Raw genomic sequence first — 16,478 nt, forward strand, 5'->3', positions numbered from 1 at the left:
ATGAAATTTTAATTTTCTGTATTTTCATTTTAGAAAGCAGGTGCGATATGTTATTACGATATGGTAAACATATTAACTATTTAGCTACATCTTTTATTTTAGTTACATTCTTTGGCTTCCTAATTTCCGTAACATTGCTTAGCCACTACTCCACTTCTACTACATTCACACTACTGAAAGCATCATTTTGGACTGCTGTTATTCTTACTATCATTGGTTTTGGACGAGAAAAAAGCGCACTTACGGTTATACTATTTGGTATTTGTACACTTGCATTCGTTGGTCTTTACACTTTTTCGGTTATCGATTACCTCTATCATCCAAGACCATAGAAAAGAGCTATCTTTTCACAAGATAGCTCTTTTTTCATTTCACTACATTTCGCAAAGTACCAATTCCTTCTACTGTAATGACCACTTCATCACCCGCATGCAAAAACTTCGGTGGTGTGAAACCTTTTCCGACACCAGCCGGCGTTCCTGTTGCAATAATATCGCCTGGCTCTAACGTCATTCCTTTACTTATCGTTGAAATGATTTCTTCTATTGAAAAAATCATTTTATTTGTATTTGAAGTTTGTCTTACTTCCCCATTTACTACCGTTTCAATGTGTAACGCATTTGGCGTTTCAACCATTGATTTATGAATTAGATACGGTCCCATCGGACAAAATGTATCGAAACTTTTTCCAAGAAAAAATTGTTTATGCTTCCTTTGAATGTCGCGAGCAGTTATATCATTTATAATGGTATAACCAAAAACATGCTCAAGCGCTTTTTCTTTTTTTATTTGTTTCCCTCGCTTACCAATAATGATAGCTAGTTCTCCTTCATAGTCTAGTTCATTCGTTGCGTGGGGATGACTATTAATTTTTTCATTCATTCCAATAACTGTCGTTGGCGCTTTCGTAAAGATCATTATATTTTCTGGAATTGACTCTACTCCGCCCATTTCTATCGCATGCTCACGATAGTTCTTTCCAACACAAAGAATATTCTTCCTTGGCCTTGGAATTGGTGCTAATATTTTCACCTCAGTTAACGGATAATACGCCGCCCCTTCATTTTCCTTCGCCCAATTTACAATATCACATATTTTTTCAAAGCATGTGGTCCCTCTTTCAATACACTCTAACATTGTAATCGGAATCGTAACCTTTTCCCCTTTTTGTCTTTGCGCTTCTCTTACATGCAATACCTTTTCTTCCTCTTCATCCACAATACCTACAAATACCTTTTCATCTTTTTTCGCCGTTACCAAACGCAATATTTCCACTCTCCATCCTAAAACTCATGACCTTTAATTGTATTCGCATCCGTAAGAAAAAAACCTTCTCATGCACGCTAATTTTTACAATATTCTTCTCATATTCTATTCGTTACTCCTTTATATTTGGCATAAAATGTAGAAATTTTACTTTTTTTAGCGAAGGTGTTTCTTTTTTATGGTTTTTTTGTATAATATGTACTACATATATACTAAAAATTTCATTTAGAGATGGAGCCGATTTCAATGTTTGAGCAAGCGATTGAAAAAAAACGTGAAAAAATGATTTATTTTGCTGAACGCTACGGAATGACTTCTCAAAAAACAGTGGATTGTAGCCAAGAACTGGACAGGCTCTTAAATGTAATTTGGCATGTACATACGGATTTTCACCCTAATCAAACACTCAATACACACACGCAATAACGTGTGTGTTTCTTTTATAAAAAAAAAACACATTTTATTGAAAACGCCCATACAATAGTAGAAAAGAAAATTTTAAAAACGAAAGGTGTTTTGTATGCCAGCTATGGTCGGACATATTCGTATCGTCAATATTGGATCAAGTGGTATTTTTCATATTGGAGATGTATTTGCGATTAGGCCTATTAGTTATTCACGCGCTTTTGCTGGGGCCGGCTCTTTTAATGTTGGAGATAACGTTTCTGTCTACAATTATCAAAGCGCAACGACTGTCAATGATTCAGATGTAATTGATCAAGCGATAATTGGTTCAACTTAGAGGAGGCGATTGCATTGAATTTTTATGTAAACCAAAGCATCATCATTAATAGCATTAAAATTGATAGCATTACAACCTCTTCTGTATTCCAAATTGGTACTGCAGGAAGTATTAAAGCTCTATCTAAATTCTCAAATAGCGGTGGATTTACAGAGCCCCTTCGCCCATTGCAGGCGAAAGGACAAATTATTTCTATCAAACCATCAACTAGTTCTTCTTAAGACATCCTTGTCATAAATATATAGCAGGAATATTTTTACCCTCCCTACTGAAAAGGAGGTTTCACAAAATGAATCAAGATATATATACTTACTTACACCAACTTCAACAAGCTCTTCAAGCACAACAAGCAACCATCCTTAACCTAGAAGATCAAGTTCGCCAACTCCAAGAAGAGCTTAACGAATTAAAAAATCGCCCCTCCTCTTCTGTAGGAAAAGTGGAATACAAATTCGATCAATTAAAAGTAGAAAATTTAAATGGTACTTTAAATATCGGTTTAAATCCGTTTTCAGCAAAAGGACAGCAAATTGAAGATTTCCAAGTGGATACAGAAACATTAAAAGTAAATCCTGAAACAGATACAAACCCAGATTTTTACCAAGGCATCCTTCAAGAAATGCATCGTTACTTAGATGAAGAAGCATATAATCGAATTCTCCATTTTGAACAAGAAGAGAGAACGCCGCTTGATGAAATGTATCGACAAATGATGGTTGATGACATAAAAAAACAGATGGAGCATAGACTTCCTTATTATTTATCACAAACGCAATCCTATGAAGGAATTTCAACAGATCCAGATTATTTACGAGATATCATTATTCAAGCGATGAAACATGATATCGACAAAGCTTTCCTCTCTTTTATTCAACACATACCGGGCAATTTCCGAAAGGAGTAAGTATGTATGAATCTTAACGTTGTAAATCGCGAATTAAAAGTTGGCCAGATTAAAATGAACGGCGTATCGTCGTCCGCACTCTTTTTAATTGGGGATGCAAATTTCCTCATACTATCTTCTATTCTTGATACACCATTTGAAACTGTTACAGAGGGTCCATTTGTACCATTAGTCACAGATGTCCCTCCTACTCCAGGTTAAGGAGACTGAGAAACTATGTTACATCATGTGTCTGTTGTCCAAAATGTTTCTATTATTTCTTTAGGGATTAGTGCCGTATTTCAAGTTGGAGATGCCAATCAAATGGAATTAAAAAGTAGAGCTCTTGCCGTCCATAGGGAAATTCCTTGTTATATAAAAGACGAAGGTCGCTTAGACGCATTTGAAATCTTTACAGATGAACACATCACAATCCCAAAACGAACGACAGATGTAAAATTAAACATTGTAAATGAATGCCCTTTTATTGAAGTAAACAATGTTGAATTGCGAACACTTTTAAATTCTGGTTGCTTTCAAATTGGAAATGTTGATTATGTTTTTAATAACTCTCGTATTATGCAAATCCGCCAATATATTACGGATGAACCTTCCGCACAATAATTCATATAGTAATTAAAAAGCTTAGTAAAGTAGGTGGGTAGTATGCCTTCTGTTGTTGGAAATCTCGTCGTTCAAAACAGTAATGGTTCGTTCAATTTAGGGGATTTTTATAACGTGTCTCCGAAAGAAAACACGAAAGCGTATAATGGATCTGGAGCTTCCAATGTTGGATTTGTCGTGAACACTTTTAGCGGCGTTAGCGCAACAAATACGTTTGATTCTGATGTGGCCGATCAAGATCAGATCGGAACAGCGTAAAAAAAGTAGGAGATATTCTCCTACTTTTTTCTTTTATCTCATTCAAGATTATCAAAAAACTCCACTGTTTACTGTTTCATTTTATTTAAATGATAATCCGCTCTCCTCCAAAGCCTTTCTAAGCTTTGGCAAAGATGCTGGACCCATACCATGTAGTTTTAAAATCTCTTTTTCACTGTATTTTGAGAGTTCTTCTACAGTGTGAATTCCATGATGTTGTAACGCATTTCGTGCTGGTGATGACAGAAGTGAAAGAAATCCTGTTTTAGGTTTCTTTTCTTTCTCACAATCTGGGCAAGTTGGACAATCGCTACTTTTATAGTATTCATGTCCTTTTTCACACGTTCTTAACGTTTTTTCCATTGCCATTTTCAAGTCCCTCTATTCCTCAACTTTGACAACATGATTGCCATCAAAGAAGTATAAGCATTTCTCTTTCACAGGATGTTGCAAGCTTTTTTCAAGCGCCTTTGCATATAACGAAAGCTGTACTTTATATCGATCTTCTAAAATCGGTTTCGCTTGATCGAATCCGCCTGGGAACTTCCCTTCAATCGTATCCGTTTTAAAGTCGATTAAAGTGATACCATCTTCCTCTTCAATCATGCAGTCGATAACCCCTTGGACAAGTATCGTTTCGTCACTCTTACCTTGCCAATCTTGATACGCCTCTTCTGCTGCAAGCATCATCGTAAATGGTACTTCACGCTCAACACTTTCCGCCGCTAATACCCTCTTACCTAGGTCACTGTCAAAGAATGAAATCACTTTTTCAATTGCTACTTCTTCAGCTTGTTCGAATGTTAATAATTCCCTATTTACCATTCCGGCAATTTGCTCTTGAAGAACTTCAATCGTAATTGGTTTCTTCAAATCTACATGTTGCATAACAGCATGGACTGCTGTCCCACGCTCTGCGTACGTCAATCCTTTTTTCTCCATAAAACGAGGACGCGTTTTAATTGGTGCACGCAGTTTTTTAATAAAGGCATTATCGCTACCTTCTTCTGATTGGTAGTTTCTCTTTATTTCTGTAACAGACTGTTTCGCACGGTGAGATGTTGCTTCCTCATATCCGTACTTCCACATTAATCTGTCGTACACTTCTTCTTTCCGTTCACTTTGTAGCGGAACAGCTTTTTTCTCACGAAGTGCTTCTAACAATTCTTGTTTCTCTTCTTGAACCGGTTCCGGTGCAAGTAACGTTTTGCCGTCAACAACTTCCACTTTCCAGTTCGTGTCATATTCATAAATTTCACCTGGAATGCTTCCTTGTCCTAATTCAAGAAGCATTTCACTGTCACGATGTCTATATAATGAAGGTGCAATCCAGTCTAAATAACAAGAAGCTCCGGCACGTATATGGTCTGGTAATAACCATTCACTATGCTCCCTTGCATCGAGCCATTTTTCCATTTCTTTATTGGCATCTTTAACCGTTCCAATTAAAATTAACTTCTCTTTCGCACGCGTTAACGCTACGTATAACACGCGCATTTCTTCCGCGATTAATTCCATTTTCATTTTACGCTTAATTGCTAGTTGCGATAATGTCGTATATTTAATTCGTTTACGAGGATCGATAAATTGTGAACCGAAACCGAAGTCTTTATGCAGTAAGAAACGTTTCATTAAATCTTGTGTATTAAAACGACGACCTAGTCCCGCTACAAATACGACTGGGAACTCAAGTCCTTTACTTTTATGAATCGTCATAATACGAACGACATCTTCTTGTTCACCTAAAGCTCTCGCAGTTCCCATATCATCACCGCGTTCTAAAATACGCTCAATAAAGCGTAAGAAGCGGAATAATCCTCTAAACGATGTTGCTTCATATTGTCTTGCACGGTCATAAAGTACACGCAGGTTTGCTTGCCTTTGCTTTCCGGCTGGTAAACCGCCAACAAAGTCGTAATAACCTGTCTCACCGTACACTTTCCAAATTAAATCAGAAAGTGACTGTTGACGCGCGAATTCACGCCATCCTTGCAGTAAGTTATAGAACCACTCTAATTTATCATGTAGTTCTTGCTCTTCTTCAAGTGGTGCCCCTTTTAAGAATGTGCTCATTACTTCATAAAACGAACCTTTCTTCCCGTGAGCACGAAGCGTCGCAAGTTCCTCATCATTTAACCCAACGATTGGTGAACGAAGTACGGCGGCAAGCGGAATATCTTGCATCGGATTATCGATCACGCGGAAGACGTTCATCATAATATTTACTTCTGTCGCTTCAAAGTAACCAGTCGCAAGATCAGCGTATACTGGAATTCCTTGCAGCTTTAACTCTTCCATAATTTGCGGCGCCCATGGCATGGAGCGAAGTAAAATAACGAAGTCGCGGTATTGTACTTGTCGCATTTCATTCGTTTTGCGATCATAGACGGTATATCCTGAATCAACCATAGCCTTTATTCGCTGCGCCATAAGGCGAGCTTCAAGCTGTGCTTTTTCGACTTCTGCACCTTCTTCTCCGTCTATTACCTCTTCTTCCGTTTGCTGAATGCATAGTAGTTCTGCCGCTACATCTTCACCTTCTGGATAGGTAGCACCTAACTTTAATTCAGCGTCAGCATCGTAATCAATTTCTCCGACTTCTTCACCCATAATTTGTTTGAAAATAAAGTTCGTACCTGCTAACACTTCATGACGACTACGGAAGTTTTTCGCTAAATCGATTTTCATTCCGCCGTCTAATCCTTCTTGCGTAAAGCGTTTATACTTTCCTAGGAACAGGCCTGGTTCTGCTAGTCGGAAACGATAGATCGACTGCTTCACGTCACCTACCATGAACAAGTTCCCTTCACTCTCAGAATCTTTCGTTACGAATTTAATAATGGATTCCTGCACAAAGTTCGTATCTTGATATTCATCAACTAGTACTTCAGCAAATTTATTACGATATTGAAGTGCTACTGCTGATGGCTTCATTTCACCACTTTCACTTTGTTCACTTAAAATTTGTAAGCAGAAATGCTCTAAATCTGTGAAATCGACCATTCCTTTATCCCGCTTCATCGCTTGGAAACGCTCTGTAAATACTTTTACAAGCTGTACGAGTTTTTCTAATACAGGATGCATATCTTGAAAATCTCGTAAGAAACTTTCAGGTCTGCGGCTAAATAACTCTTCTTGTAATTTCTTCACTTCATCTTTCGCTTTATTACGAAGAGAGTCCACTTGTTTTACAACATCCTCGTTGTAATCACTTTTCTTAATGCGCTTTAACGTTTGCCACGATACATTTTGCATCGCTTCATACACACTTGTCCATGACTCACGAGCAGCTGATGACAACGTTCCAAGTAAAACTGCATCAGCTTGCAGTGTTTCAACGCGGGGTGCCGGACCGTCAGGAAGCATTGCGAGTTCAGTCGCTTTACGAATATGTGCCTCTGCTGTTTCAAGCTGGAATTTCACATCTTCTAATAAGTAAGAAGCATACACTAAATCTTCAATTGTCTTTCCTTCCACGTCGTATGCTTCTACTAATTTATCGAGCCATTTTTCCGGATTTGGATGCGCTCTTGATTCTGTATGAAGCGCTAAAATCATACGCTGTAAGTCATCATCACTACGGTCACTCGTATAACGATCAACGAGTTCAAAGAAAATACTATTATCTTCGATTCCATACTCTTCTTCTAATATGTCATCTAGCACTTCTTCTTTTAATAATTCGTTTTCTGTTTGATTCGCAATGCGGAAACGAGGATCCACATCAAGCATGTAATAGTATCCTCTAATTACTTGTAAACAAAAGGAATGGATTGTCGAAATAGAAGCTTTATTTAATAAGCTAAGCTGCTTTCTTACGTGCTGCGATCCTGGCTCATCAATTAATACTTTTTCTAGCGCTTCCCCAATTCTGTTTTTCATCTCTTGCGCCGCTGCATTCGTAAATGTTACAACGAGCAGGCGGTCGACATCGACTGGGTTTTCTTCATTTATAATCTTTTTAATAATACGTTCAACTAATACTGCTGTTTTCCCTGATCCAGCTGCTGCTGCGACTAATATATCACGTCCGTTCGCTACAACCGCTTTCCACTGGTCATCCGTCCACTGACTACCTTCTGGTTTTTTAGGCCAATTTTCAATCATTCTCCGCCAACCTCCTCTCTAATTTTCTCCATCGCTTCGCTATCTTTCATATCTTTTAGCGTACGGAACTGGTTATCTTCAAGTGATTCATCGAACTGACAAACAGATTTGAAGTTACAGAACGTACACGCCGCTTTATTCCCCTTCTTATAAGGAGCAATATCAATAACGCCTTCTGTAATGTCTTTTCCGATATTTTCAAACGTATGGTGTACGTATTTTTGCAGTACGTTAAACTCTTGTTCACTTGCAATGCTTGAACGCGCACTAAAGCTACCGTCTTTTTTCAAACCAGCAGAAATAATATCAGAGCTTCCTGTTGAAAGTTTGTTATCCATTAAACGAACAACATCAGCATCTCCTAGTACGAGTCCTTTCATTTTAAATTTCTTTAAAATCTCTTTCTCAATTTCTGCTTCAGATGCGTCACCCTTCATCTCAACGATCGGGTTATGAATATGGAAGTACAGTACACCAGCCGGTGATGCAGTACCTCCCTTTTTCATCCACGTATGTGCATTTGAAGTAACAACATCTAAATACGTTAACATTTGAAGTGCTAATCCGTAATACACTTCTGTTAAGTCTAACGCTTTTGAGCTTGATTTATAGTCAATAATACGTAGGAACGTCCCGTTTTCATCTTCTGCCTTATCAACACGGTCAATACGGCCAACTACTTCCATCTTCACGCCATTTGGTAATGAGAATTCCATCGGCGGAAGCGATCCTGTACCGCCCATACCGAATGGCACTTCTAAATCAACTGGTACGAAACCACTTGACTTCGCATGTTCACGAAGAATGATTGATGTACGGAAAATGATTTGTTGTAGTTTTTGTTTTAAATAGAAATGACGATTTGAACTTAATAAAATTTGTCTTTGTAATAACGGTGCAATCTCTTCTATTACTACAGCCGAAAGATGCTCACACTCTTTTATTGATAAATCCGCCCAAGTACGGTTTTCACGTAATAGCCTGTCTGCAATTCTCTTCAGCGCTGCATGGAATAGTTCCCCGATATCTGGCGCATCCAATTTGAAAATGTCACGCTCTCTTAACGATAAACCGTGCTGCGCGAAATGAGCATATGCGCAACGGTTAAATAGTTCCATACGAGATACGCTTCCTTTTATTTTATCTCCATATAAATCTCTACTTACAACTGTACTTAGCTTTTGCGCACGATTTCGGTAGAATAAACTTGATAATACGCGGCTACTTTTTTGTTTCCATTCATCTGAAGTTACGTAGAAGTTATATACATCCCACCAAAAATCTAAATTCCCTTCAAATCCATATCGCTTCCACGTTTGAAGTTGCTGCATAACATATGACAACGTTACTTCTGGCGTTGCTACGTATGAAATTTGTTCCGAACGTGATAAATCATTTACGTCATTTGTAATAAATGTATCTTTCACATCAGGGAACATTCTTTTTATTTTCTTAATAAAGCTAGACGCAAGTAACGTCTTCCCTTCCTCATCTGCAAGCGGGCATGAAATATATAATTTCTCAGTTGCTCTCGTTACCATTTGGTACATAACGAACTGTTCTTCTAATAAGGTTTGTCTCGTCGTTGGTGCTAATTCGATACCTGCAACACTAAGAACATCTCTTTCCTCATCAGAAAGCATCCCTTCATCCATCGGTGCTGCCGGAATAACTCCTTCATTCACGCCAATGACAAATGTTGCTTTCACATTTGACAATCTAGAACGATCAATATTAGCAATTAACACTTGGTCTAATGACGGCGGAATGTTTGCAAATTGAAGCGCCTCAAGACCTGTCGACATAACGTCTGTGAACATAGAAAGTGACATTTTCTCTTCGCCAAGCATCTCAACGAACGTATCAAGAAGACTCATTACTTCTTCCCATACTTGCTCATGATCTGTCGCAAATAAGAAATCTCCGCTCTCTTCTGCACGAATACGTAATGCTTCTAGTTTTTTCGGAACGTCTAGCTCTTCTAAAAATAAATAAACAGCTTCGCACATTTGCATAACTGTTCCCGCTCGCTTCAGCCTTTTTTGCATACGAATAACAGGCGTTCTTACAACGTCGCGCAGTCGATTTATTCTCTCTTCCATTTCACGTTCACTGTCTGTAATCATCTCGTCTGTATCGTCAAGAGAACGATAGCGGCGATACATCCACGGATCCTCAGAAGTCCATCTCTTCCCTTGTACACCGTACGCTAAACAGTAGTTTTCAAACTCATCCATCTCTTCGCGCATCGTTTCTTTTCTTACGTCTAATGGATATAAAAGCTCTGTTTTCACGCAGCGGAACACTGCATCATAACGCCAATTTCCGCTAATAATCTCGAGTGCAGAACGAATGCATTCTACTAGCGGATGATGTGACATCGGGCGTTTTTCATCGATGAAATGCGGGATATTATAATCTGTAAATAGCGTTCGCATCACATCGTAATAACTTTCTCCGTTACGAAGAAGGACTGCAATATCTCGGTAACGATAGTCTTCATCTGCCACAAGTCTACGAATTTCACGGGCAACACCTTCTACTTCAGCTCGTAAATTCGCTGCTGTACTAATCGTTACACTTGCTTCTCCGTGAAACTTTTCATTTGGACGTGCTTCGTAATGCGTTTCTAAATGCGCTAATGCTTGCGAATGAAAACGCGGTTGTTCCATAAGTGGAATTGTTTTTTCAATTTCTATCTTCTCTTCACGCGCCACTTGCTTTATTTTTTCATACGTTAACGTCGTTTCATAAAATAAATCTAGTTCATTTACTGGCTGTGCTAACGTTTTTTCATCTATCGTTAACGTGATCGTAACTCGCGCACCGCAAATCATAAGCTGTCTTACAATTTCTAGTTCTTGCGGTGAAAATGAATGAAATCCATCTATATAAATTTCAGCCCCATTTACATATTCAGACTGTGGAAGCTTTTCGACTAGCAATTGTAGGTAGTCTTCTGAATCCAAATATTTTCCGATTAAAGCACGTTCAAAATCATCATATAATAGTTGTAAATCATACACTTTATTCGCTAATAGCTTTTGTTCTGCACTGCTACTATGCGCATCTAATTGTTGCCACATTTCATATACGTTAGATGGCGTCACGTTGTAACGTTTAAACTCCGCAATCATACTGCCAAGATGTTCAAAGAAACCGTTTTGCTCCGCTGCTTTTTGGAACACCGATAATCCATCTTTACGAGACTCTACAATTTTACGAAGTAACATATGTACGCCCGCTTCATCAATGTGAAGACGACTCGCTCCACCAACTTCTTGCAGTACCTTCCACGCTAATCGTGAAAAACTAAAAACTTGTGCCCGAATAGAACCTCTTACATCCTCACTACCAATTAACGCCTGCTGCGTTTGGAATGTCATCTGTTCTGGCACAAGATATAATATTGTTTTCCCTCTTGGGCGTTGCTTTAACTCTTCCTGCACTTCGTGTAAACAAAGTGTACTTTTTCCACTTCCCGCTCTACCAATTACAAATCGAAGTGACATGTAACCCCACCTTTCACTTACATAACGAACGTTAGTTTGCTACTATAATTGTATTATAGTACACGAAAAAAGACAAACAGAGTAGTTTGTCTTTTTCTATACTTCTACCTATTATATCAACCTTTTGAAAAATTCGTTTGCACCTCTTGAATTGGCCAATATCGTAAATCAACTTTACCGACAACTGTATCAGCTTTTACAAATCCAAAGTGTCTACTATCCCAGCTCCCGAGGCGATTATCACCTACTACAAAAATATATCCAGGCGGCACCGAATTTTCTTTCGTTAACTCTTCTAGTTTAAAATCACCCGTTAGTTGTCGTCCATTTATCTCTTTCTTATATGTCTCTAAATAAGGTTCATCCACGAATTGTCCGTTTATATACAGTTTATCATGCTTATATTCAATTTGATCCCCAGGTAAACCGATAATTCGTTTTACGTAGTCCTCTTTTTTATTCGCATGAAATACAACAACATCAAACCTGTTCAAGTCCCCTACTTGATAACTCACCTTATTTACAACGAGCATATTGCCATCTTGCAATGTCGGCATCATTGACTTCCCCTCTACAACGTACGTTGAAAAGAAAAACGTTCGAAAAAATACAGCTAATAATACACCAATTAAAATTGTTCGTATCCACTCTATGCCTTCTTTTTTCAAAGTTTTCTTCATCAGCTTCTCCCCTTATCCTTTAATAATGAAGCCTGCATTTATAAAGTGAAACTGAATCGGCGGGAGTTTTGTTCATCCCACTCCTTATCAGCCGCACCAATCCAGCATTTACGAGCAACAAGGCTCTCACCTATCCAACCGAATTTTGAGGTGGGAGTTTTACTACCCTCAAATAGCTGAATAAAGAAGACTATTCTTAATGTAGTTCTAACTTTACTTCGATTTTCTTACCGACATACCATAAAATAAAAATACCAATTGCTACAATGACTGATTTCACCGGATTATGAATAAATGACATTAAATCATGACCGATATACGTTAAAATAAAAATCATCACAAGCTTTCCGAACGCGAGCGCAAGTCCAAACTGCTTTACACTAATGCGAGATAAACCAGCAACAACATTTATAAGCGCAGACGGTGTAAACGGAAAACAAAATATGACGAAAATTGGCGCAAACCCTTTCCTTTCAATCCACCCCATTGCCTTTCGTACTCTCTCATGCTTATTTACAAAAGAAAAGAAACGACTTCGGCCAAAATGGCGGATAATGAAAAAGACAAGTAAGGCGCCCATTACTGATCCAAGCCAAGAATAAAGAAAACCGAGCCAAAACCCAAATGCAACAGCATTCGCCAGTACAAATACGATGAGTGGCAATGCCGGAATCAACGCTTCTATCATCGGTAAACCAATACCAAGAAGTGGTCCGAACGCTTTATAGCTTTCAACAATATGATCCATATTTTCTGGTGAAAAATACTCTTTGATTGTCTGAAAATCCATTCTACACTTTACCCCTTTACTCTAAGTACTACCTCTACTGTATCATTGCTTATATGAAAGAGGAAATGGTAGATACGACATATGGAGATGTAATTATTAAGTTTCCATATCTTTCATTAGAATTCCTTCATTATTACGCTATGATAATCTTTCAATATTCGACAATATTTAGAAAGGAATAATATACATAGTGACACTCAGTACTTTTCAAAAATAAATTCGCTGTGCATAATGCTGTTTTTATATCAACAATACACCCTATAAATAAAAAAGAGGTTAACCCGAGTAGCTATTCAGCTACTTTTGGGTCAAACTCTTTTTGAATTTCAATATAATTTTAATAATAAAATTTAATGATTCTTTTTATCTTTAAGAAAAAGAATTACAGCAATTATTACTAGAACAATAACTATGGTATCTAAAACATATGATACCGTTTTACTTAAACTTATTAATTCCACACTCATAATCCCTGCATACAAGCTTACAAATATCATTAATAAATCGTATGTCTTTTTTAATTTTAAGTAACGAATTACAAAAAATACTGAAAAACTAAAGAAGAAAATCGTACTGATGATAGTCATATTTCACTCCTATATCATTATTCAAAACAAGCAGAATAAATACTTCCTAAAGCAAAGAAATCTAGCAACGCTTGTTTAGCTTCTGGTCCCGCTGCACTTGCTGCTTTTTTCATATTTAATACCCACTTTCTATTTTTTATTCTATAATTCGAAATCGATATAATCTCTTTTAATATTATATTATATAAAAATATATATTAAAAAACTCAATACTATTTTTTAAACTACTTCTAAAATCCTTTTTTACACATCCTCTTCTCTAACAACATACACTCTCTCATAAGCTGGTCTTAATGTCGATTCATCCCTTTGATCAATCTCTTTAAAACAAGGGTTTCCTTGTTTTTTTCTACGATCTTCATATTCAGTACGCAATTTCGCTGTACGATTTTGTTGATTTTCAAAACTACTTTTTGATATTTCTAATTTCACAGCAAAACCATTTATAAATCTAACAATAACATTTCCATCTTTTAACTCTTTATTACTTTCAATATAAAAATGAGACAACCAAGCGCACTCTTTTCTAGAGTAAGAATACGTAGGGAAAAAATAAAGTTGATCTGCCGGACTAATCGCAATCGGTGCTTTATGTGTAATATGAGTTAACTCTTTCGTTCCTTCTTTTCTACCTAAGAAACTAGAGCCATGCTTGCGGCAACTTCTTTCTATAATATCTAGGGGCCTTTGAAATACGAAAAAAGAATCTTCCATCTCAACAACTCGTGTAACAATTTTCTTCTCACTTAGAATAACAGGAAGTAAGGCCATTGTATTTTTATTTACCACATAGTTTTCAACATAGCGTTCTACTTTACTTTCCATATTCTACTGTCTCCTTTTTTCTTTTTATATTAGCAGCTGCATATATAATTCTAGCACCTATGAAAAGGAAATGGTTTTCAGATTCCGCTTTTTTACAATAATTTATCATTTATCAAACATCTTTTAAATTATAAAATAACAATATATTGTTTCCGTAATAAAAACCTATATAAAATGTATTTATACTACCGATAAATATTTACAACTACTTCCTCATTTCGCATCATTACGACAATTAACTTTGCTATAATTAAAAGGAAAATCCAATAAATGGAGGTCCACTATGGAAGAAAAAGAAATGCAACCAACAATTCAAATGAAAAATAGCAGCATTGTGATCGTGAAAAATTCAGCTAGTATTATATTCGGTTTGTTTTTCATTCTACTATTCTTCGCAAAGCCTTTTCGTAAATCGAAATGCTCTGAATGTAAGAAACGTGAGAAGAAAAAGATTGGAAAAGAAGAGTAAAAGGCCTTCCATTTTGGAAAGCCTTTTACTCTTCTTCGTCCTCAAAAAAACCGACTATTTTTTCTTATTCATCTAAAACGGGCGAATGAGATTTCTTCAATCGTATTGTGTAGATCTTCTTTATTCCCACTACGAACATCGAGTATGACTTCATTTGTATACTTTTCCCCCAAATATAATCATTATGCTCGTATATTACAACAAAAAAAAGGATGGCAGCAGCCATCCTTTTTTCCATAATGAACTATAAAATTATAGTTTGATTACGTTTTTAGCTTGAGGTCCACGGTTACCATCTTCGATTTCGAAGCTAACTTTTTGACCTTCTTCTAGAGATTTGAAACCTTCAGTTTCGATTGCAGAGAAATGTACGAATACATCGTTTTCGCCTGGAACTTCGATGAAACCGAATCCTTTTTCGTTGTTAAACCATTTTACTTGTCCTGTTACTGCCATAATTATTTCCTCCTAAAGAAAACACAATTTATTTTAGTCTTCCTGTATAAAAAAAGAATCCACACATTATCAAACACGAAACATAAACTAGTTCTCACATACTTTTTCTCGTTCGTTTTTCGGCACTTGATAATATATGGATTGCTTAATTTAACTATTCAACTGACTTCATCATAGCATACTTAAAATGAAATGTACAATCTTTTTTGAAAATAACTGACAAATTAAATTGATTGTACATTCGTAAATAATTGATTTTAGTATGTGCGGATTTCACTATGAAGTGAACACAAACATCATTTGAATACGATTACATCCCTTGTTCTGAAGTGTTACAATATAATTGTACAGTCGTTATATTGGAGGGGATTATATGTCAAACTACACCAACGAGGAAAAGCTTACAGGGGGAAATGTATCAAATGTGTATCGTTCTGAAAATACTGTTCGGCGAGAATTAAAGCCAGGTAGTGCAAAAATTCATACATTATTACAGCACTTAGAAAACAAAGGGTTTCATCATGCTCCAAAGTTTTTAGGTGTAGATGAAAAAGATAGAGAGATTTTATCCTTTATTGAAGGAGACGCTGGGAATTATCCTTTAAAAGAATATATGCGATCTAATGATGTTTTAAAGGAAATAGCAAAGATGCTCCGCCTTTATCATGATGCGGTAAGTGACTTTCCCTTATCAGATGAATGGCAACCGATGGATCTTACTCCAAATAACATTGAGGTTATTTGCCATAACGATTTTGCTATATATAACATTATTTTTCATGACGAGAAACCAGTAGGTATTATTGATTTCGATGTTGCTGCTCCTGGTCCGAGAATTTGGGATATCGCTTATACGCTTTATACTTGTGTACCTTTAAGTAGAGTGTATTATACAGAATCGGGTGAGGCAGTTCATTATGAATCGGCACAACATGCTAGCCGTATGAAAGAAAGAGTGAAATTGTTTGTCCAGTCCTACGGTAAAAGTATGGACGAAGATTACTTAGGAATAGTGTTACTACGATTAGAAGCATTATGTACATATATGAAAAGAAAAGCACAAGAAGGCGACTTGAATTTCCAGAGAATGATTGATGAAGGACATTTAGAGCATTATGAGAAAGATATGAAGTTTATTCGCGATCATAGAGCTGAGTGGATTTGATACTATCGTCTTTTTTGTCGGTAAGTCAATATATTCGAAAAACCGTTGATGTATTTCCATTTACTCTCGAATCGTTCCGAAAATAACAAGGGCACCCTTTAAAAAGGTGCCCCT

19 protein-coding genes are annotated in these 16,478 nt (G+C 36.8%); 10 read left to right on the top strand and 9 right to left on the bottom strand.

The window, feature by feature from the left end:
* Positions 1-47 precede the first annotated feature (47 nt).
* The gene (locus QEP67_RS22100) at positions 48-332 is read left to right on the top strand and encodes a hypothetical protein (RefSeq protein ID WP_000926860.1); all 285 of its coding nucleotides are present in this window, start codon (positions 48-50) and stop codon (positions 330-332) included.
* A 34-nt stretch (positions 333-366) separates the two neighbouring features.
* On the opposite strand, the gene QEP67_RS22105 is transcribed toward QEP67_RS22100, so the two are convergent.
* Positions 367-1,266 (bottom strand): fumarylacetoacetate hydrolase family protein, encoded by a 900-nt coding sequence (locus QEP67_RS22105; RefSeq protein WP_001241719.1) that lies wholly within the window; start codon positions 1,264-1,266, stop codon positions 367-369.
* A gap of 246 nt (positions 1,267-1,512) precedes the next feature.
* Here QEP67_RS22105 and QEP67_RS22110 point away from each other — a divergent pair, with 246 nt between their 5' ends.
* The 7 genes from QEP67_RS22110 to gerPF all read left to right on the top strand — a co-directional run bounded on the left by QEP67_RS22110 (position 1,513) and on the right by gerPF (position 3,773).
* Positions 1,513-1,692 carry an aspartyl-phosphate phosphatase Spo0E family protein gene (locus QEP67_RS22110; protein WP_000462847.1) on the top strand — a complete coding sequence of 60 codons (180 nt, stop codon included), beginning with the start codon at positions 1,513-1,515 and terminating at the stop codon, positions 1,690-1,692.
* A gap of 94 nt (positions 1,693-1,786) precedes the next feature.
* Positions 1,787-2,008, top strand: a complete 222-nt coding sequence (gerPA, locus tag QEP67_RS22115) for a spore germination protein GerPA (RefSeq protein ID WP_001111187.1) — start codon at positions 1,787-1,789, stop codon at positions 2,006-2,008.
* 14 nt (positions 2,009-2,022) lie between these two features.
* Positions 2,023-2,229, top strand: coding sequence for a spore germination protein GerPB (gerPB, locus tag QEP67_RS22120; RefSeq protein WP_001012506.1), 207 nt, complete (start codon positions 2,023-2,025; stop codon positions 2,227-2,229).
* Between the two features lie 68 nt (positions 2,230-2,297).
* Positions 2,298-2,912 (top strand): spore germination protein GerPC, encoded by a 615-nt coding sequence (gene gerPC / locus QEP67_RS22125; RefSeq protein WP_001070746.1) that lies wholly within the window; start codon positions 2,298-2,300, stop codon positions 2,910-2,912.
* A gap of 6 nt (positions 2,913-2,918) precedes the next feature.
* A complete protein-coding gene (gene gerPD, locus QEP67_RS22130; RefSeq protein ID WP_001052804.1) occupies positions 2,919-3,113 on the top strand; it encodes a spore germination protein GerPD in 195 nt (64 codons plus the stop codon).
* 15 nt (positions 3,114-3,128) lie between these two features.
* Positions 3,129-3,515 (top strand): spore germination protein GerPE, encoded by a 387-nt coding sequence (locus tag QEP67_RS22135; RefSeq protein WP_000902337.1) that lies wholly within the window; start codon positions 3,129-3,131, stop codon positions 3,513-3,515.
* 42 nt (positions 3,516-3,557) lie between these two features.
* On the top strand, positions 3,558-3,773 hold the full coding sequence (gene gerPF / locus QEP67_RS22140) for a spore germination protein GerPF (protein WP_001141570.1): 216 nt from the start codon (positions 3,558-3,560) through the stop codon (positions 3,771-3,773).
* A gap of 81 nt (positions 3,774-3,854) precedes the next feature.
* Here the strand turns inward: gerPF and QEP67_RS22145 are convergent, their stop codons facing one another.
* The 7 genes from QEP67_RS22145 to QEP67_RS22175 form a co-directional block, all read right to left on the bottom strand.
* Entirely contained in the window at positions 3,855-4,142 is a 288-nt protein-coding gene (locus QEP67_RS22145) for an RNA polymerase alpha subunit C-terminal domain-containing protein (protein WP_064459982.1), read from the bottom strand.
* Positions 4,143-4,154: 12 nt separating this feature from the next.
* Complete coding sequence (gene addA / locus QEP67_RS22150; protein WP_064459983.1) at positions 4,155-7,880, bottom strand: helicase-exonuclease AddAB subunit AddA; 3,726 nt, start codon at positions 7,878-7,880, stop codon at positions 4,155-4,157.
* Positions 7,877-11,392: a helicase-exonuclease AddAB subunit AddB gene (gene addB, locus QEP67_RS22155; RefSeq protein ID WP_000058580.1), complete on the bottom strand. Its 3,516-nt coding sequence runs from the start codon at positions 11,390-11,392 to the stop codon at positions 7,877-7,879. The genes addA and addB overlap by 4 nt, the downstream gene beginning before the upstream one ends.
* 116 nt (positions 11,393-11,508) lie before the next feature.
* Positions 11,509-12,072 (bottom strand): signal peptidase I, encoded by a 564-nt coding sequence (lepB, locus tag QEP67_RS22160; RefSeq protein WP_000751908.1) that lies wholly within the window; start codon positions 12,070-12,072, stop codon positions 11,509-11,511.
* 196 nt (positions 12,073-12,268) lie between these two features.
* Entirely contained in the window at positions 12,269-12,862 is a 594-nt protein-coding gene (locus QEP67_RS22165; protein ID WP_000347517.1) for a TVP38/TMEM64 family protein, read from the bottom strand.
* Between the two features lie 350 nt (positions 12,863-13,212).
* Positions 13,213-13,449 (bottom strand): hypothetical protein, encoded by a 237-nt coding sequence (locus tag QEP67_RS22170; protein WP_000152648.1) that lies wholly within the window; start codon positions 13,447-13,449, stop codon positions 13,213-13,215.
* Positions 13,450-13,692: 243 nt separating this feature from the next.
* Positions 13,693-14,274, bottom strand: a complete 582-nt coding sequence (locus tag QEP67_RS22175) for a competence protein ComK (RefSeq protein ID WP_000444426.1) — start codon at positions 14,272-14,274, stop codon at positions 13,693-13,695.
* 283 nt (positions 14,275-14,557) lie between these two features.
* On the opposite strand from QEP67_RS22175, the gene QEP67_RS22180 reads away from it, so the two are divergent.
* Positions 14,558-14,743, top strand: a complete 186-nt coding sequence (locus tag QEP67_RS22180) for a hypothetical protein (protein WP_000391438.1) — start codon at positions 14,558-14,560, stop codon at positions 14,741-14,743.
* Positions 14,744-14,995: 252 nt separating this feature from the next.
* Here QEP67_RS22180 and cspA read toward each other — a convergent pair whose 3' ends face one another.
* Entirely contained in the window at positions 14,996-15,199 is a 204-nt protein-coding gene (cspA, locus tag QEP67_RS22185) for an RNA chaperone/antiterminator CspA (protein WP_000301521.1), read from the bottom strand.
* A 373-nt stretch (positions 15,200-15,572) separates the two neighbouring features.
* Between cspA and QEP67_RS22190 the strand changes: the two genes are divergently transcribed.
* Positions 15,573-16,364: a phosphotransferase gene (locus QEP67_RS22190; protein ID WP_000074028.1), complete on the top strand. Its 792-nt coding sequence runs from the start codon at positions 15,573-15,575 to the stop codon at positions 16,362-16,364.
* Positions 16,365-16,478 lie beyond the last annotated feature (114 nt).

Source organism: Bacillus cereus group sp. MS39 (genome assembly GCF_040448665.1).
GTDB lineage: Bacteria > Bacillota > Bacilli > Bacillales > Bacillaceae_G > Bacillus_A > Bacillus_A wiedmannii.

Bases quoted from the DNA above. Each gene is read 5' to 3' on its own strand.
- QEP67_RS22110 (WP_000462847.1), top strand. From the start codon at position 1,513: ATGTTTGAGCAAGCGATTGAAAAAAAACGTGAAAAAATGATTTATTTT.
- QEP67_RS22100 (WP_000926860.1), top strand. From the start codon at position 48: ATGTTATTACGATATGGTAAACATATTAACTATTTAGCTACATCTTTT.
- addB (WP_000058580.1), bottom strand. From the start codon at position 11,392: ATGTCACTTCGATTTGTAATTGGTAGAGCGGGAAGTGGAAAAAGTACA.
- QEP67_RS22135 (WP_000902337.1), top strand. From the start codon at position 3,129: ATGTTACATCATGTGTCTGTTGTCCAAAATGTTTCTATTATTTCTTTA.
- gerPA (WP_001111187.1), top strand. From the start codon at position 1,787: ATGCCAGCTATGGTCGGACATATTCGTATCGTCAATATTGGATCAAGT.
- QEP67_RS22165 (WP_000347517.1), bottom strand. From the start codon at position 12,862: ATGGATTTTCAGACAATCAAAGAGTATTTTTCACCAGAAAATATGGAT.
- QEP67_RS22180 (WP_000391438.1), top strand. From the start codon at position 14,558: ATGGAAGAAAAAGAAATGCAACCAACAATTCAAATGAAAAATAGCAGC.
- QEP67_RS22190 (WP_000074028.1), top strand. From the start codon at position 15,573: ATGTCAAACTACACCAACGAGGAAAAGCTTACAGGGGGAAATGTATCA.
- QEP67_RS22145 (WP_064459982.1), bottom strand. From the start codon at position 4,142: ATGGCAATGGAAAAAACGTTAAGAACGTGTGAAAAAGGACATGAATAC.
- QEP67_RS22170 (WP_000152648.1), bottom strand. From the start codon at position 13,449: ATGACTATCATCAGTACGATTTTCTTCTTTAGTTTTTCAGTATTTTTT.
- QEP67_RS22175 (WP_000444426.1), bottom strand. From the start codon at position 14,274: ATGGAAAGTAAAGTAGAACGCTATGTTGAAAACTATGTGGTAAATAAA.
- lepB (WP_000751908.1), bottom strand. From the start codon at position 12,072: ATGAAGAAAACTTTGAAAAAAGAAGGCATAGAGTGGATACGAACAATT.
- gerPD (WP_001052804.1), top strand. From the start codon at position 2,919: ATGAATCTTAACGTTGTAAATCGCGAATTAAAAGTTGGCCAGATTAAA.
- gerPF (WP_001141570.1), top strand. From the start codon at position 3,558: ATGCCTTCTGTTGTTGGAAATCTCGTCGTTCAAAACAGTAATGGTTCG.
- cspA (WP_000301521.1), bottom strand. From the start codon at position 15,199: ATGGCAGTAACAGGACAAGTAAAATGGTTTAACAACGAAAAAGGATTC.
- addA (WP_064459983.1), bottom strand. From the start codon at position 7,880: ATGATTGAAAATTGGCCTAAAAAACCAGAAGGTAGTCAGTGGACGGAT.
- gerPC (WP_001070746.1), top strand. From the start codon at position 2,298: ATGAATCAAGATATATATACTTACTTACACCAACTTCAACAAGCTCTT.